This window comes from Streptomyces desertarenae, assembly GCF_042681365.1.
In the GTDB taxonomy this organism is placed as follows: domain Bacteria; phylum Actinomycetota; class Actinomycetes; order Streptomycetales; family Streptomycetaceae; genus Streptomyces; species Streptomyces desertarenae.
The window spans coordinates 101,955-117,512 of sequence record NZ_JBHUFU010000005.1; the positions used below are offsets into that span (position 1 = coordinate 101,955).

At 74.1% G+C, this 15,558-nt stretch carries 14 protein-coding genes and 1 riboswitch; of the genes, 8 read left to right on the forward strand and 6 right to left on the reverse strand.

Going from position 1 to position 15,558, the window contains the following annotated elements; genetic code table 11:
- Window positions 1-4: 4 nt before the first annotated feature.
- Together aroA and ACFSJS_RS10335 are read right to left on the reverse strand one after the other, a co-directional pair.
- A complete protein-coding gene (gene aroA, locus ACFSJS_RS10330; protein WP_380899043.1) occupies window positions 5-1,354 on the reverse strand; it encodes a 3-phosphoshikimate 1-carboxyvinyltransferase in 1,350 nt (449 codons plus the stop codon).
- Window positions 1,355-1,524: 170 nt separating this feature from the next.
- On the reverse strand, window positions 1,525-2,253 hold the full coding sequence (locus ACFSJS_RS10335) for a M50 family metallopeptidase (protein WP_380899044.1): 729 nt from the start codon (window positions 2,251-2,253) through the stop codon (window positions 1,525-1,527).
- 181 nt (window positions 2,254-2,434) lie between these two features.
- Here ACFSJS_RS10335 and ACFSJS_RS10340 point away from each other — a divergent pair, with 181 nt between their 5' ends.
- The 8 genes from ACFSJS_RS10340 (at window position 2,435) to ACFSJS_RS10375 (ending at window position 9,150) form a co-directional block, all read left to right on the forward strand.
- The gene (locus tag ACFSJS_RS10340; protein WP_380899045.1) at window positions 2,435-3,256 is read left to right on the forward strand and encodes an SOS response-associated peptidase; all 822 of its coding nucleotides are present in this window, start codon (window positions 2,435-2,437) and stop codon (window positions 3,254-3,256) included.
- An 82-nt stretch (window positions 3,257-3,338) separates the two neighbouring features.
- Window positions 3,339-4,055 (forward strand): alpha/beta hydrolase family protein, encoded by a 717-nt coding sequence (locus ACFSJS_RS10345; RefSeq protein ID WP_380899046.1) that lies wholly within the window; start codon window positions 3,339-3,341, stop codon window positions 4,053-4,055.
- Between the two features lie 307 nt (window positions 4,056-4,362).
- Window positions 4,363-5,034 carry a sigma-70 family RNA polymerase sigma factor gene (locus ACFSJS_RS10350; RefSeq protein WP_380899252.1) on the forward strand — a complete coding sequence of 224 codons (672 nt, stop codon included), beginning with the start codon at window positions 4,363-4,365 and terminating at the stop codon, window positions 5,032-5,034.
- Window positions 5,031-5,393: a mycothiol system anti-sigma-R factor gene (gene rsrA / locus ACFSJS_RS10355; protein ID WP_380899047.1), complete on the forward strand. Its 363-nt coding sequence runs from the start codon at window positions 5,031-5,033 to the stop codon at window positions 5,391-5,393. The genes ACFSJS_RS10350 and rsrA overlap by 4 nt, the downstream gene beginning before the upstream one ends.
- Window positions 5,394-5,784: 391 nt before the next feature.
- Window positions 5,785-6,780, forward strand: coding sequence for a tetratricopeptide repeat protein (locus tag ACFSJS_RS10360; protein WP_380899048.1), 996 nt, complete (start codon window positions 5,785-5,787; stop codon window positions 6,778-6,780).
- Window positions 6,781-6,910: 130 nt separating this feature from the next.
- On the forward strand, window positions 6,911-7,543 hold the full coding sequence (gene def / locus ACFSJS_RS10365; protein WP_380899049.1) for a peptide deformylase: 633 nt from the start codon (window positions 6,911-6,913) through the stop codon (window positions 7,541-7,543).
- Window positions 7,544-7,764: 221 nt separating this feature from the next.
- The gene (locus ACFSJS_RS10370) at window positions 7,765-8,502 is read left to right on the forward strand and encodes a D-Ala-D-Ala carboxypeptidase family metallohydrolase (protein ID WP_380899050.1); all 738 of its coding nucleotides are present in this window, start codon (window positions 7,765-7,767) and stop codon (window positions 8,500-8,502) included.
- A gap of 105 nt (window positions 8,503-8,607) precedes the next feature.
- Window positions 8,608-9,150 carry a hypothetical protein gene (locus tag ACFSJS_RS10375; RefSeq protein WP_380899051.1) on the forward strand — a complete coding sequence of 181 codons (543 nt, stop codon included), beginning with the start codon at window positions 8,608-8,610 and terminating at the stop codon, window positions 9,148-9,150.
- Between the two features lie 92 nt (window positions 9,151-9,242).
- Here the strand turns inward: ACFSJS_RS10375 and ACFSJS_RS10380 are convergent, their stop codons facing one another.
- From ACFSJS_RS10380 to ACFSJS_RS10395, 4 genes are all read right to left on the reverse strand, one after another.
- On the reverse strand, window positions 9,243-10,199 hold the full coding sequence (locus ACFSJS_RS10380) for a ribonucleotide-diphosphate reductase subunit beta (RefSeq protein ID WP_380899253.1): 957 nt from the start codon (window positions 10,197-10,199) through the stop codon (window positions 9,243-9,245).
- A 128-nt stretch (window positions 10,200-10,327) separates the two neighbouring features.
- Window positions 10,328-12,754: a ribonucleoside-diphosphate reductase subunit alpha gene (locus ACFSJS_RS10385; RefSeq protein ID WP_380899052.1), complete on the reverse strand. Its 2,427-nt coding sequence runs from the start codon at window positions 12,752-12,754 to the stop codon at window positions 10,328-10,330.
- Between the two features lie 124 nt (window positions 12,755-12,878).
- A riboswitch (cobalamin riboswitch) is annotated at window positions 12,879-13,063 on the reverse strand.
- A gap of 485 nt (window positions 13,064-13,548) precedes the next feature.
- A complete protein-coding gene (gene mctP / locus ACFSJS_RS10390) occupies window positions 13,549-15,159 on the reverse strand; it encodes a monocarboxylate uptake permease MctP (RefSeq protein WP_380899053.1) in 1,611 nt (536 codons plus the stop codon).
- The gene (locus tag ACFSJS_RS10395) at window positions 15,156-15,449 is read right to left on the reverse strand and encodes a DUF3311 domain-containing protein (protein WP_380899054.1); all 294 of its coding nucleotides are present in this window, start codon (window positions 15,447-15,449) and stop codon (window positions 15,156-15,158) included. Before ACFSJS_RS10395 ends, mctP begins: the two co-directional genes overlap by 4 nt.
- Window positions 15,450-15,558: the final 109 nt, after the last annotated feature.

Genomic DNA, 15,558 nt, shown 5'->3' on the forward strand with positions numbered 1-15,558 from the left:
TCCCCTACCCTCTGCTCCCGTCGCCTGCGAGCATGGTGTCCCACAGCTCCGGGAAGTCGGGCAGGGTCTTGGCGGTGGTCGCCACGTTCTCGACCTCCACGCCCCCGACCACCAGGCCGATCACCGCCGCCGCCGTGGCCAGCCGGTGGTCCTCGTAGGTGTGGAAGACCCCGCCGCGCAGCGGGCGCGGGCGGATGACCAGCCCGTCCTCCGTCTCGGTGACGTCGCCGCCGAGCCCGTTGATCTCCTTGGTGAGCGCGGCCAGCCGGTCCGTCTCGTGCAGCCGCAGGTGCGCCACGCCCCGCAGCCGCGACGGGGAGTCGGCCAGCGCCGCGACGGCGGCGATGCCGGGGGTCAGCTCGCCCACCTCGCTCAGGTCCACGTCGATGCCGTGGACGCGGCCGGTGCCGGTCAGGGTCAGGCCGCGCTCGTCCAGCTCGCAGCGGCCGCCCATCTCGGTGAAGATCTCCCGCAGCGCGTCGCCGGGCTGGGTGGTGCGCCTGGGCCAGTCCGGGACGGTCACCCGGCCGCCGGTGACCAGGGCGGCGGCCAGGAAGGGCTGGGCGTTGGACAGGTCGGGCTCGACGACCAGGTCCCGGCCGAGCAGCGCACCGGCCGTCACCCGCCAGACGTTCGGTTCGCCGCCGGCCTCGGGGGTGTCCACCTGGGCGCCCGCGGCGCGCAGCATGTCCACCGTCATCCGGATGTGCGGCATGGAGGGCAGGGGACCGCCGGTGTGGCGGACCTCGACGCCCTGGTTGAAGCGGGCTCCGGAGAGCAGCAGCGCGCTGACGAACTGGGAGGACGAGGAGGCGTCGATCTCGACCGGGCCGCCGGTCAGGGAGCCGCCGCCGTGCACGGTCAGGGGCAGCGAGCCGCGCCCGCCGTCGTCGACGCGGGCGCCGAGGGCGCGCAGCGCGTCGATCACGCCGTGCAGGGGGCGCTCGTGGGAGCGCTTGTCGCCGTCGAAGTGGACCGGGCCGTCGGCGAGGGCGGCGACGGGCGGCAGGAAGCGCATCACCGTGCCGGCGTTGCCCACGTCCACCGTGGCGGGGCCGCGCAGCCCGGAGGGGATGACGCGCCACGCCTCGCCGCTGCCGCCGGGTGAGCCGGGCACGGAGGCGGAGCTGGAGGAGACCGTCTCCTCGATGCCCACTCCCATGGCCCGCAGGCCCTCGGCCATCAGCAGGGTGTCGCGCGAGCGCAGCGGGCGGCGCAGCCAGCCCGGCTCGGAGGCGAGGGCGGCGAGCACCAGACCGCGATTGGTGACCGACTTCGAACCGGGCACGGTGACGGTCGCGTCGACGGCGCCGGACGCGAGCGGAGCAGGCCAGAGAGTGGTGTTGTCGGTCATGAGGCCAACTCTAGTGGGCCTGCAGGCGCCGGTGATCCCGAGCACATGCAGAGAAGAACAGCCGGATGCGGGCGCGTACGGGCGGAACGGCGCAGATGCGGAACGCCCCGAAAGGGGGAGGGGCGGGACACGGCGGTGGACGGCCCCGGCGGGGCGGGGCGCCGGGCCGGTCAGAGTCCCAGCAGCCACTGCCCGCCGCCGGTCAGCGAGCACAGCGCGACGGCGTGGAAGAGGAGGATCCACAGCGCCGCGGGGGCGTTGGTCAGCCTCGCCAGCTGGTCGGCGTCGGAGTCCGGAGCCTCGCCGCGGCGCCGCTTGGCCTGGAGTTCGAAGACGGGCCGTACGCCGCCCAGCAGCAGGAACCACACCGCCCCGTAGGCGAAGGCCCCCTGCACCTCGGGCCCGGCGAACCACGACACCAGGAAGAACACGCCGCCGGTGACGACGACGCTGAGGACCCCGTAGGCGTTGCGCACCATCACCAGCACCGCCAGCAGCAGCGCCGTGGCCCCCCACAGCAGGGCGGTGACGCGCCCCTCGGCGAGCAGCCAGGCCCCGGCCAGCCCGAGCAGCGGCGGCGCGGTGTACCCGGCGGCGGCGGTCAGCACCATCCCGGCCCCGGTGGGCCTGCCCCGCGAGACCGTCAGTCCGGAGGTGTCCGAGTGCAGGCGTATGCCCTCCAGCCGCCGGCCGCTCAGCAGCGCGACCAGTCCGTGCCCGCCCTCGTGGGCGATGGTCACCGCGGCGCGCGCCACGTGCCAGGGGCGCCGTGCGGCGACCACGGCCAGGGCCACCAGGCCGGCGGCCACCACGACCGGGAGGGACGGGGCGGGCTGCGTCCCGACGACGCGGTCCCACACCTCGGCGATGCCGTCGGCGGTGACGCTCTCCGTGTCCATGCCGGCCGTCCCCTTCCCCTGGTCCGTCCACCGCTCCCCGTGCCGTCCGCGGTGTCCGCAGTCTGCCACGGCACCCGGACGGAGCACGGGGGCGCCGGTGCCCCGGATGACCGCGGGCACCGGCACCGCGCCACCCGCGTCGCCGTACCGCGGCCCCGCCGGACGTGGCAGGGTGGCAGACATGTGCGGACGGTATGCGGCAAGCCGGAGCGCCGGGGAACTGGCGGAGACCTTCGGCGTGGAGAAGTGGGATCCGGCCGAGGAGCTGGCGCCCGACTGGAATGTGGCCCCGACCAAGCAGGTCCACGCGGTGCTCGACCGGCCGTTGAAGGACGGCGGCGACGAGCGGCCCGTGCGGCAGCTCAGGCCGCTGCGCTGGGGCCTGGTGCCCTCCTGGGCCAAGTCCCCCGACGTGGGCGTCAAGATGATCAACGCGCGGGCGGAGACCGTGCACGAGAAGCCCTCCTACCGGCGCCCGTTCGCGGCGCGGCGCTGCCTGCTGCCCGCCGACGGCTACTACGAGTGGGTCACCGGGGCGGCCGAGCGGCAGGAGGAGGAGAAGGGGAAGCGGAAGCGCCCGCGCAAGCAGCCGTACTTCGTGACGCCGGCCGACGGCTCGGTGATGGCGCTGGCCGGGCTCTACGAGTTCTGGCGGGACAAGACGCTGCCCGACGACCACCCGCAGGCCTGGTGGGCCACCTGCACCGTGATCACCACCGAGGCGGAGACCGAGCCCTTCGCGGGCTCCGACGGCGACGGCGGGGGCCCGCGGGCGCTCGCCGACATCCACCCGCGCATGCCGCTGGTGCTCACGTCCGACCGCTGGGACGCCTGGCTCGACCCGGCGCTCACGGATGTGGACCGGGTGCGCGAGCTGATGGTTCCGCCGCCCCCGGAGGCGATGCGGGCGTACCCGGTGGGCACCGAGGTCAGCAACGTGCGCAACAACGGCCCCGAGCTGCTGGAGGAGCTCGACGGGCCCGGGGCCGGCACGCTGTTCTGAGCCGGTCCGCCCGTGCCGTCCGCCCGCGCGGGCGGACGGCACGGGCGGACCGCGGCGGACGAGGAGAGAGGCGGAAAGCGGAGTGAGGGCGGACACGGCGGTGGGCGGACCCGCGGACGGGCCGGCGCCCGGAGGGGGCGCGGCGGGCGGGGAGGCCCCCGGGGCCGCCGAGACGGTGGACACCCCGGCCGGACCGGCGCGCGTCATCTGGCACCGCGCCCCCGGTGCGCGGCTGGTCCTGGCACTCGGGCACGGGGCCGGGGGCGGCGTCGAGGCCCGGGACCTGAGGGCCCTGGCCGCCGAGCTGCCTCCCCACGGCGTCTCCGTCGCCCTGGTGGAGCAGCCCTGGCGGGTGGCGGGGAAGAAGGTGGCGCCCGCGCCGCGGACCCTGGACGCCGGGTGGCGGGCGGTGTGGCCGGCCCTGCGGCGGGACGGGCTGCCGGTCGTCTCCGGGGGACGCAGCGCCGGGGCGCGGGTGGCCTGCCGGACCGCGCGCGAGCTCGGTGCGCACGCCGTCCTCGCCCTGGCCTTCCCCCTCCACCCCCCGGGGAGGCCGGAGAGGTCCAGGGTCCGGGAGCTGCTCGGCACCGGGGTGCCGACCCTGGTCGTCCAGGGCGGCCGCGACCCCTTCGGGCGGCCCGGCGAGTTCCCCGGGCCGGAGGAGGCGGAGGGGCTGCGGGTCGCCGAGGTGCCCGACGCCGACCACGGCTTCGCCGTCCCCCGGCGCGGGGCGGTCACCCAGGAGGCGGCGCTGGAGGCGCTCACCGCGGAGGTGCGGGGGTGGCTGGCGCGGGGGTGACCCGCGAAGCGCCCGGCCGGCCCCCGGCGGGTGCGGGAATGCCCTCCGGGTCCGTGCGTGTTACTCCGGCAGAACACGTACGGACCACACACGCGCGAGGAGAGGGAGTCCACCCGACATGGGTTCGATCGCATGCCCGTCCCGCCCCGTGGGTACCCGAGCGACAGCCGCCCAGGTCGACTGGGCGACGCTGAGGCTGGCCGGACTCGTCGGGGACGTGCCCTTCCGGGCGGCGGAGGGGGCGGATCGTCGTCTATCCTCCGGTTCGAACGAGTCCGCAGCCGGGCTCGGAGCCGTATCGGAGGAGGTGGGTCCGGTCGCCGGGACCGACGACGCCGCGCGCCAGGAGCCCGCGGAGACCGAGGTCGAACGGAGCGCGCGCTTCGAGCGGGACGCCCTCGTCTTCCTGGACCAGATGTACTCGGCCGCCCTGCGCATGACGCGCAACCCGGCCGACGCCGAGGACCTGGTGCAGGAGACCTACGCGAAGGCGTACGCGTCCTTCCACCAGTTCCGCGAGGGCACCAACCTCAAGGCGTGGCTGTACCGCATCCTCACGAACACCTTCATCAACTCCTACCGCAAGAAGCAGCGCGAGCCGCAGCGCAGCGCGGCCGAGGACATCGAGGACTGGCAGCTCGCCCGTGCCGAGTCGCACATGTCGACCGGACTGCGCTCCGCCGAGTCCCAGGCGTTGGACCGCCTGCCGGACTCGGACGTGAAGGAGGCCCTCCAGGCCATCCCGGAGGAGTTCCGGATCGCGGTCTACCTCGCGGACGTCGAGGGGTTTGCCTACAAGGAGATCGCGGACATCATGGGGACACCCATCGGCACGGTGATGTCCCGTCTCCACCGGGGCCGCCGCCAGCTGCGCGGGATGCTGGAGGACTACGCCCGCGAGCGCGGGCTGGTCCCGGCGGGCGCGAACGGCGCCGCCGCGCCGGACGAGTCGCACGACCGGAAGGGCTCGGGCTCATGAGTTGCGGAGAGCCGCACGAGACGGACTGCGCTGAGGTCCTGGACCACCTGTACGAGTACCTGGACCGCGAGATGCCCGACGGGGACCGCGCGAAGTTCGAGCAGCACTTCGACGAGTGCTCCCCCTGCCTGGAGAAGTACGGCCTGGAGCAGGCCGTGAAGAAGCTGGTCAAGCGGTGCTGCGGACACGACGACGTCCCCACCGGCCTGCGCTCGAAGGTGATGGGCCGCATCGAGCTGATCCGCTCGGGCCAGGCCGTGCCCGAGCAGCCGGTGGTGGACCCCGCCCAGGTCCCGCGGGAGAGCGCGCCCCTGCGCGCCCGGGGCGACGCCGGCGGGGACGCCGGCCACCTCGCCTGACCGCGGCCCCACGCCCCCTCCGGCCCTCCGCACCGCCCCGGCACCGACCACCGGGGGCGGAGGCCGCCTCCGGGGCGCCGCGCGGCCGCGCCGCCTCACCCGAACGCGCCAACGCGGACGAGCCGTCCCGCACGGTCCCGCAGTGCCGCCGGCGCCCGGGGCGCCCTCCCGCCCGTACCGCCTCCGGGCCCCGTACGGGGAGGGCGGTCCGCCCCCAACCCCGCGGTGTCCCATGACCGATGGGTAATGAGCGCGCACCCCGGTGGGCATGGTTGGATGCGAACCGGGAACCGCGGCAGGGAGAAGACCGCGGCACGACACCGCGGCGGGGACCGCGACCAGACGGCCGTGAGGACGGCCGGGCAGCAGGCGGGAGTCAGGCGGGAACATCGTGAGGATCTTCGGCAAGGCAAGGCACCGGCCCTGTGCCGACTGGCGGCTGGTGACCGATCGCGCGTTCACGCTCATCGGCGACGGGCGGTACGAGGACGCCGGCGCGCTGCTGACCCGCGCGGCCGGCCTGGAGCCGTGGCTGTCGGAGTCCTGGTTCAACCTGGCCCTCCTCCACAAGTTCCGGCACGACTGGGAGCAGGCGCGTGCGGCCGGACTGCGCGCCGTCGCCCTCCTGGACCGGTCCACCGGAGCCCCGGACTGGTGGAACGTGGGCATCGCGGCCACCGCGCTGCAGGACTGGGCGCTGGCGAGGCGGGCCTGGCAGGCGTACGGACTGCGGGTGCCGGAGGCGCCGCCCGGGCGCGCCGGCCGCGCGGAGCCGCCGGTGGAGATGGAACTGGGCAGCGCCGCCGTGCGCCTGTCCCCCGAGGGCGAGGCCGAGGTGGTCTGGGGCCGCCGGCTGGACCCGGCCCGCATCGAGGTGCAGAGCATCCCCCTGCCCTCCTCCGGGCGCCGCTGGGGCGAGGTGGTGCTGCACGACGGCGTGCCCCACGGCGAGCGGACCACGGCGTCGGGCCACACTTATCCCGTCTTCGACGAGATAGAACTCTGGGCGCCCTCCCCGGTGCCCACCTGGGTGGTCCTGCTGGAGGCGGCGACCGAGGCGGACCGGGACGCCCTGGAGCGGCTGGCCGCCGACGCGGGCTACGCGGCCGAGGACTGGTCCTCCTCGGTGCGGCTGCTGTGCCGCTCGTGCTCGGAGAGCCGCATGCCCAGCGACGAGGGCGAGGGCGCCCCGCGGCACGACCCGCACGACCACAGCGTGCCGGGCCACCCCGGCCCGCTGGGCCACATGACCTCCGGCGAGCTGTGGGTGCCCGAGCGGGAGTGCGGGCTGGCGGCCCCGGCCGACCTGGTGCGCGGGCTCCTGGACGGCTGGGTCGCCGACAGCCCGGACACCCGCGAGTGGCGGGACCTGGAGGAGGTCTGCTGAGCGGGCCCGCCCCGCCTCCGCCGGCCCGCCCGGCCGGGGTCCCCCACCGGGGCGACCGCGCACGCCGGGGAGCGGCTGCCCGTAGTCTGTACGGGTTGTGGTGAGCACCGCGAGGGAGGCAGACGCACAGATGGCGGAGCACGAGACCGGGCAGCGGGTGGACGACGAGGGGTTCGTCGTCGACACGGAGGACTGCGAGGAGCGCGAGCGGACCCACCGCGAGCGCGGCACCGCTCGTCCGATCACCGTCGTCGGCAACCCGGTGCTGCACAAGGAGTGCGAGGACGTCACCGAGTTCGGCGGCGAACTGGCCGAACTGGTCGACGACATGTTCGCCAGCCAGCGCGCGGCCGAGGGCGTCGGCCTGGCCGCCAACCAGATCGGCGTCGACCTGAAGGTCTTCGTCTACGACTGCATGGACGACGAGGGCGTGCGGCACGTCGGTGTCGTCTGCAATCCGGTGCTGGAGGAACTCCCGGCCGAGCGCCGGGTGCTGGACGACTCCAACGAGGGCTGCCTGTCGGTGCCGGGCGCCTACCACTCGCTCGCGCGCCCCGACTACGCCGTCGTGCGGGGACAGGACGCCGAGGGCAGGCCGATCAGGGTGCGGGGCACCGGCTACTTCGCCCGCTGCCTCCAGCACGAGACGGACCACCTCTACGGCCGCCTCTACATCGACCGGCTCTCCAAGCGCGAACGCAAGGACGTGCTGCGGCAGATGGCCGAGGGCACGCCGCGTTACGAGACGGTGCCCAACGACTGAAGCGGACCGGTCGGACCGGCCGGTTCCGCGCGGCGGACCGGTGAACGGCCGCCGAGGAGCCGCCGAACGCCCGACGAACCCCCGGAACGGGGGAGTTCACGGTGGGGCGTGGCCTGGGCGGGCCTTCCAAAGGCCCGCCCATTGGCATCTCCGGAAGGTGTTGACGCGAGTAGATCGCTCCGCCACTCTCGGAATCCCCGTCGTTCCCTCACGGAGGAACCATGCTCAGAGGCATCATCCGTTTCGCGCTCAGTGTTGTCATGGTCGCGGCAGCCGCGCTGGTCGGCACCGTCACCACCGCGGGCACCGCCCACGCGGACGAGTGCTACACCTGGAACCGGACCCTCTCCCAGGGCATGTCCGGCTCGGACGTCGCCGAACTCCAGGTCCGGGTCTCCGGCTACCCCGGCTACGGTGGCGTGCTCGCCATCGACGGCTCCTACGGCCCCGCCACCGCCGCCGCGGTCAAGCGCTTCCAGGCCGCCTACGGGCTGAGCGCCGACGGTGTCGCCGGACCGCAGACCTTCAGCAAGATCTACGCGCTCCAGGACGCCGACTGCACCCCGGCCCACTTCTCCTACAGCGAGCTGAACCAGTGCAACTCCACCTGGAGCGGCGGCGCGGTGAGCGCCGCCACCGCCAAGCGCAACGCGCTGATCTCCATGTGGAAGCTGGAGGCCATGCGGCACGCCCTGGGTGACGCCCCGATCCGTGTGACCAGCGGTTTCCGCTCCTACTCCTGCAACAGCGCGGTGGGCGGCGCCTCCAACAGCCGCCACCTCTACGGCGACGGCGTCGACCTCGGCGCCGGCTCGCACACCCTGTGCAGGCTGGCGCAGCAGGCCCGCAACCACGGCTTCAACGGCATCCTCGGCCCGGGCTACCCCGGCCACAACGACCACACCCACGTCGACCACCGCTCCAGCCGGTACTGGTCGGCCCCCAGCTGCGGCATCTGAGCCCGCACGCACCACACGCACCGCACGTGCGTCCCGCCCGGCCCGGCCGCTCCCCGGCCGGGCCGGGCCCATCCCCCCACCCGTCCGCCCGGAAAGGCTCCCCCCATGAAGACCTCCCTCAGGCGCGCGGCGGCCGCCGCGCCGGTGATCTCCCTGGCCCTCCTCGCCCTGCCGGGCGCCGCCCAGGCCGCCCCCGGGGCGCAGCCGACCCCGGCGGCCGCGACCGCGGACCGGGCCCCGGCCTCGGCCCTGGTCACCAAGCTGACCCACGCGCAGGCGACCAGCCGCTTCCGCGCCGCGGGCATCACCTGGTCCTCCAGCGGCGGCTGCTCCGACCGCACCGTCTCCACCTGCACCTCGTTCGAGCAGGTCAACCTGGCCACGGTGCAGGGAGCGGAGACGCTCAAGAGTGCCAGCGGCTGCGCGCTCAACGTCACGGGCGGCACGGAGACCGGCCACGCCGGCGGCACGTACAGCCACTGGAACGGCTACAAGCTCGACTACAGCCTCTCCACCTGCCTGAACAACTACATCACCGGTGCCTTCGCCTACATCGGCGGCAGCAAGTACCGGTCCGGGTCGGGGAACGTCTACTACCGCGAGGGCAACCACTGGGACGTGACCTACTACAACTGCGGCGGCTGCTGACACGGGTCCGCAGCCGCCCGGCGGACGCGCCCCGCGCCACCGGTACGGGCCGGGGCGCGGGCGCGGCGTGCGGCGGCCGGAGGAAGCCGCCGTCAGAAGTCGTCGTCGAAGGAGACCGACCCCTCCACCGCCACCTGGTAGGCCGAGGCGCGGCGCTCGAAGAAGTTGGTCAGCTCCTGGACGTTCTGCAGCTCCATGAAGGCGAACGGGTTCGACGCGCCGTAGCGGGCCGGGAAACCCAGCCGGACCAGCCGCTGGTCCGCCACGCAGCGCAGGTACTCGCGCATGGAGCCGGTGTTCATCCCCGGCAGGCCGTCGCCGCACAGGTCGCGGGCGAACTGCAGCTCGGCCTCGACGGCCTCCTCCAGCATCCGGACCACCTGCCGCTCCAGCTCCTCGTCGAAGAGCTCCGGCTCCTCCTCCCGGACGGTGTCCACCACGTCGAAGGCGAACGCCATGTGCATCGACTCGTCGCGGAAGACCCAGTTGGTGCCGGTGGCCAGGCCGTGCAGCAGACCGCGCGAGCGGAACCAGTAGACGTAGGCGAAGGCGCCGTAGAAGAACAGCCCCTCGATGCACGCCGCGAAGCAGATCAGGTTCAGCAGGAAGCGGCGGCGGTCGGCCCGGCTCTCCAGCCGGTCGAGGTCCTCGACCGAGTCCATCCAGCGGAAGCAGAACCGCGCCTTCTCCCGGATGGAGCCGATGTTCTCCACGGCCGCGAAGGCGGCGGCCCGCTCGTCCGGATCGGGCAGGTAGGTGTCCAGCAGCGTCAGGTAGAACTGGACGTGGACGGCCTCCTCGAACAGCTGACGCGACAGGTACAGGCGCGCCTCGGGCGAGTTGACGTGCTTGTACAGCGTCAGCACCAGGTTGTTGGCCACGATCGAGTCGCCGGTGGCGAAGAACGCCACGAGCCGCCCGATCAGGTGCTGCTCGCCCGGGGAGAGCCCGGCGAGGTCGGCCACGTCCGAGTGGAGGTCCACCTCCTCCACGGTCCAGGTGTTCCTGATCGCGTCGCGGTAGCGCTCGTAGAAGGCCGGGTAGCGCATCGGGCGCAGGGTGAGCTCGAAACCCGGGTCCAGCAGGTTGCGGGGGCGTCCGCCCGCCGGGGAGGCGGCGGCGGACCCTGCGGCGGGCTCGCCGGCGGCGGCGCGGTCGGCGGCGCGGGGGGCGGTGGTCACTGGCATGCCTCGCAGGACTCGGGGTTCTCCAGGGAGCAGGCGAGGGCCGCGTCGGCCCCGGCGTCCTGCTGCCCCGCGGAAACGGGGGTGGGGGCGGGGGCGGGCACGGCGGCGGCCGCGCCGCCCGCGGCGCGCGCGATCCGGGTCGCGGGGCGCGAGCGCAGGTAGTAGGTGGTCTTCAGACCGCGCTTCCAGGCGTAGGCGTACATGGAGCTGAGCCTGTTGATGGTGGGCGACGCCACGAACAGGTTCAGCGACTGCCCCTGGTCCAGGAACGGGGTGCGGTCCGCGGCCATGTCGATCAGGGAGCGCTGCGGCAGTTCCCAGGCCGTGCGGTACAGCGAGCGGACCTCCTCGGGGAGCCACTCCAGCCCGGCCACCGACCCGCCCGACTCGCGCAGCGCCTCACGGGTCCGCCCGTCCCACCGGCCCAACCGCTTGAGGTCGCCCACCAGGTAGGGGTTGACCTGGAGGAACTCACCCGAGAGCGTCTCGCGTTTGAAGAGGTTGGAGACCTGCGGCTCGATGCACTCGTAGACGCCCGCGATCGAGGCGATCGTCGCGGTCGGCGCGACGGCCAGCAGCAGCGCGTTGCGCAGTCCGGTGCCGGCGATCCGCTCGCGCAGCGCCGCCCAGCGCTCGGGCCAGGCGGTCCTCGCGTCCGGGTAGTGGTCGGGGTGGAGGACGCCGCGGGCGGCGCGCGTGCTCTCCCAGGCGGGGTGGGGGCCGTACCGCTCGGCCAGGTCCGCCGAGGCCTCGTAGGCGGCGAGCATGATGCGCTCGGAGATCCGGGTGGACAGCCGCCGCGCCCCGGGCGAGTCGAAGGGCAGCCGCAGCCGGAAGAACACGTCCTGGAGGCCCATCAGGCCCAGACCGACCGGCCGCCAGCGGGAGTTGGACGCGGCGGCCTGCTCGGTGGGGTAGTAGTTGACGTCGACCACGCGGTCCAGGAAGAGCACGGCGGTGCGGACGGTGGCGTCCAGCCGCTCCCAGTCGACCGCCCCGCCGGGGCGCCCCCCGTCCTCGCGCAGGTGAGCGGCGAGGTTGACCGAGCCCAGGTTGCACACCGCGGTCTCGCCGTCGTCGGTGACCTCCAGGATCTCGGTGCAGAGGTTGGAGGAGTGGACGACGCTGCCCGGCTCGGCGGTCTGGTTGGCCGTGCGGTTGGCGGTGTCCTTGAAGGTCATCCAGCCGTTGCCGGTCTGGGCCAGGGTGCGCATCATCCGTGCGTAGAGGGTGCGGGCCGGGACCGTCCGCACCGCCGACCCGGCGGCCTCGGCGCGGCGGTAGGCGGTGTCGAACGCCTCGCCCCACAGGTCCACCAACTCGGGGACGTCCGAGGGGGAGAACAGCGACCAGTCGGCGTCCGCCTCGACCCGGCGCATGAACTCGTCGGGGATCCAGTGGGCGATGTTCAGGTTGTGGGTGCGGCGGGCGTCCTCGCCGGTGCTGTCGCGCAGTTCGAGGAACTCCTCGACGTCCGCGTGCCAGGTCTCCAGGTAGACGCAGGCCGCCCCCTTGCGCCGGCCGCCCTGGTTGACGGCCGCGACCGAGGCGTCCAGGGTCCGCAGGAACGGCACGATGCCGCCGGAGTGCCCGTTGGTGCCGCGGATCAGCGAACCCCGCGCGCGGATCCGCGAGAACGACAGCCCGATGCCGCCGGCGTGCTTCGACAGCCGCGCGACCTGGTGGTAGCGCTCGTAGAGCGAGTCCAGCTCGTCCCGGGGGGAGTCCAGCAGGTAGCAGGACGACATCTGGGGGTGCCGGGTGCCGGAGTTGAACAGGGTGGGGGAGGAGGGCAGGTAGGACAGCGTGCTGGTGAGCCGGTGGAACCCGGCGACCTCCTCCAGCGCCTCCTCGGAGGAGTCGGCGGCCAGGCCGCAGGCCACCCGCAGCAGGAAGTGCTGCGGGGTCTCGATCACCCGCCGGGTCGCCGGGTGGCGCAGCAGGTAGCGGGAGTGGAGGGTGCGCAGCCCGAAGTAGCCGAAGCGGTCGTCGGCGCCGTCCGCCGCGGCCCGCTCCGCCAGCGCGTCGAGCCGTTCGGCGTGCTCGGCGACGAACCCGGCCGTGCGGTCGGCGATCAGCCCCTCGCGCCGGCCGACCGCCACCGACGCGGAGAAGGACACCGCGCCCTGTCCGGCGGCCTCCTCGCGGATCGCCCGGACCAGCAGCCGGGCCGCGAGCCGCGAGTACTCGGGCTCCTCGGCGATGAGGCCGGCCGCTGCCTCGGTGGCCAGGGACCGCAGTTCCCCCGCGCCGGAGCCGGGACTGCGGCCGCGCAGCGCGGCGGCGGCGACCCGGCCCGGGTCGGTGGCGGGCAGATCGGCGGCGAGGTCGGTCAGGGTGCGCAGCAAGGCGGTACCGGAGCGGTCGTCGTCCTCCGGTGCGGGGGCCGAGACGGGCTCCGCTGCTGAGATGGTCAACTCGGTGCTCTCCCTCGTGGGCCTGCGGCCCCGCGGGGAGGCGGGCACGACGGGCGGACGGGCATGCCCGTCCGGATCGGGGCGTGACCGCGCGCGTCCGCCGGCCCAACCCACGGGGCCCGGACGTGACTGGACACCGTCGGCAGGTCCTCGGACTTGTGGCGGGCGGCCGGCCCGTGCAGACGGCACAGGGGCAGCCCGCCGCACACCGTTGCGGGACAGCTCCGGATTCCCACCGGATTCCCCTGCGGCGACAGCGGGATGAGCATACATCTTGTGCCGTATCGAGCCAGCACCCCAACATGTTGTGTCGTGGTGCCCCTGCGGCCCCGTAGAGGGCGGAAACGGCGGACGGTGCGGGAACCGCCCGGCGCCCCCCGGGCGCCGCGGTCGGCGGGGAGGCGGGGGGGGGACCTCCGCCGCGCGGTTCAGGCGCGGCGCACTTCGTACCCGGTGGCGGGCGCAAGGACTCCGTCGATGGCTCGCAGGAACGCCGCACCCGGCGGCGCCGGGCGGCGGGGCCGCGTGCCGCCGTCCTCCCCGGGTGGGAGTCCCCGGGGATCCGCTGGGAGCGGCGGGCGGAGGCCCGGTCCACCGCCGGGGGCGAAGGCGGGCCGGGTGGCCCAGGGGTCCGGGCGGTCCGCGCGTACTCCCCGCCGCGCACCGCGGAGGCGCCCGCGTCCGGCTGCCCGACCGCCCTCCGCCTCCCCGGCGGCCCTCATGCGGCACCCCGCCGGCGGCGCGGGGACTCCCCGTCGGCGGGGTGCGGGGGTGCGGGGGTGCGGCGGGGCGCCTCAGTGCCGGGCGTCCACCGTGGGCGGGGGCAGTTCCTTCTGGACGCCCGGGTCGCCGGCGTCCGCGGTGTAGTCGCCCGCGGTGGTGCTGTCGAGGCCCTCGGGGGCCTTCACCGCGCGCAGGACCAGGGTCATCACGACCGTGACCGCCAGGTTGAGCACGAACGCCGTCAGGCCGATGTAGCCGATCTCGCCGATGAGCGGGATGGTCTGTGAGCTGCTGGCGAAGTGCTGCTGGGTGGGGCTGGAGGTGTTGTAGGCCACCGCCGTGCCGTAGGCCATGCCGACCGCCCAGCCGGCGAGCAGCGCCCAGCGGTGGAACCACCGGGTGAACAGACCGCCCACGATCGCGGGGAAGGTCTGCAGGATCCAGATGCCGCCCAGCAGCTGGAAGTTGATCGCCACGGTCTTGTCCATGCCCAGGACGAAGACCAGCGCGCCGACCTTGACCAGCAGGGAGGTGACCTTGGAGACCTGGGTCTCCTGCGCGGGCGTGGCGCCCGGTCTGACGAACTCCTTGTAGATGTTGCGGGTGAACAGGTTGGCCGCCGCGATCGACATGATCGCCGCCGGGACCAGCGCGCCGATGCCGATCGCCGCGAAGGCCACCCCGGCGAACCAGTCCGGGAACATGGTCTCGAAGAGCTGGGGGATGGCGAGCTGGCCGTTGTCCACCTTCACCCCGGCCGCGATCGCCATGAAGCCCAGCAGGGCCAGCAGGCCGAGCATCAGCGAGTACAGGGGCAGGATGGTGGTGTTGCGGCGGATGACCTCGCGGCTGCCGCTGGAGAGCGTCGCCGTGATCGAGTGGGGGTACATGAACAGCGCCAGTGCCGATCCCAGCGCCAGCGTGGCGTACCCCCAGTGCGCGCCCTCGCCCGGGACCACCGCGCCGCTGCCGGTGGCGGCGAACTTCTCCCCGGCGTCGGCGAAGATCTGGTCGAAGCCGCCGAGCCTGATCGGGATGTAGATCACCGCGACGGCGATGACGAGGTAGATCAGCGTGTCCTTGACGAACGCGATCAGGGCCGGGGCGCGCAGGCCGGAGGAGTAGGTGTAGGCGGCCAGTACGCCGAAGGCGATCAGGATCGGCAGGTCCTTGACGAACCAGTGGGTGGACTCCCCGCCTCCGACGCCCATCACGTCCAGCACCGCCTGGATGCCGACGAGCTGGAGCGCGATGTAGGGCATCGTCGCCAGGATGCCGGTCAGGGCGACGGCCAGCGACAGGGCCCTGGAGCCGAACCGGCCGCTCACGAAGTCCGAGGTGGTCACGTAGCCGTGGCGGTGCGAGACCGACCACAGGCGGGGCAGGAAGAGGAAGATCAGCGGATAGACCAGGATGGTGTAGGGCACCGCGAAGAAGCCCGCGGCCCCCGCCGCGTAGATGGCCGCGGGGACGGCCACGAAGGTGTAGGCGGTGTAGAGGTCGCCGCCGAGCAGGAACCAGGTGATCCAGGTGCCGAAGCTCCGGCCGCCCAGGCCCCACTCGTCGAGGTGCTCGGCGTCGGCGGCCCGGCGCCAGCGGGCGGCCAGGAAGCCCATCACCGTCACCACGGCGAAGAAGAAGACGAAGACGGCGAGGGCGACGACGTTGACCCCGTCCTTCACCGCGTCTCACCTCCCGCGCGCTCCGCGCCGCCGGCCGGTCCCGCCGCGGCGCGCCGGGCGCGCTGCTCGCGCCGCACCAGGGCGTACGCGACCGCCGTCAGGACGGCGGAGACGGGCACCCAGAGCATCTGGTACCAGTAGAAGAAGGGCACTCCGGCGAGCGTCGGTTCGGCCGTCGCGTACGAGCCGACCCAGAGCATCGCGACGAAGGGCGCGAACAGGCAGACGCCGGCCACCGCACGCGCCGGCGTCACGACTGGCTGCGGCCTGGGGGTTCCCGGTGGTGCCATGGCTGCGGCTCCGTCCTCGAGTCGATCACCTCTGGTGCGACGAGGAAATCTAGACCGGCCCTCCGCCCCGCGTCACTAGGCGGGCGGACATCGATCGGGTGTGGATGCG

Bases quoted from the DNA above. Each gene is read 5' to 3' on its own strand.
- aroA (WP_380899043.1), bottom strand. From the start codon at position 1,354: ATGACCGACAACACCACTCTCTGGCCTGCTCCGCTCGCGTCCGGCGCC.
- ACFSJS_RS10375 (WP_380899051.1), top strand. From the start codon at position 8,608: ATGAAGACCTCCCTCAGGCGCGCGGCGGCCGCCGCGCCGGTGATCTCC.
- ACFSJS_RS10370 (WP_380899050.1), top strand. From the start codon at position 7,765: ATGCTCAGAGGCATCATCCGTTTCGCGCTCAGTGTTGTCATGGTCGCG.
- def (WP_380899049.1), top strand. From the start codon at position 6,911: ATGGCGGAGCACGAGACCGGGCAGCGGGTGGACGACGAGGGGTTCGTC.
- ACFSJS_RS10395 (WP_380899054.1), bottom strand. From the start codon at position 15,449: ATGGCACCACCGGGAACCCCCAGGCCGCAGCCAGTCGTGACGCCGGCG.
- ACFSJS_RS10340 (WP_380899045.1), top strand. From the start codon at position 2,435: ATGTGCGGACGGTATGCGGCAAGCCGGAGCGCCGGGGAACTGGCGGAG.
- ACFSJS_RS10335 (WP_380899044.1), bottom strand. From the start codon at position 2,253: ATGGACACGGAGAGCGTCACCGCCGACGGCATCGCCGAGGTGTGGGAC.
- ACFSJS_RS10380 (WP_380899253.1), bottom strand. From the start codon at position 10,199: ATGCGCTACCCGGCCTTCTACGAGCGCTACCGCGACGCGATCAGGAAC.
- rsrA (WP_380899047.1), top strand. From the start codon at position 5,031: ATGAGTTGCGGAGAGCCGCACGAGACGGACTGCGCTGAGGTCCTGGAC.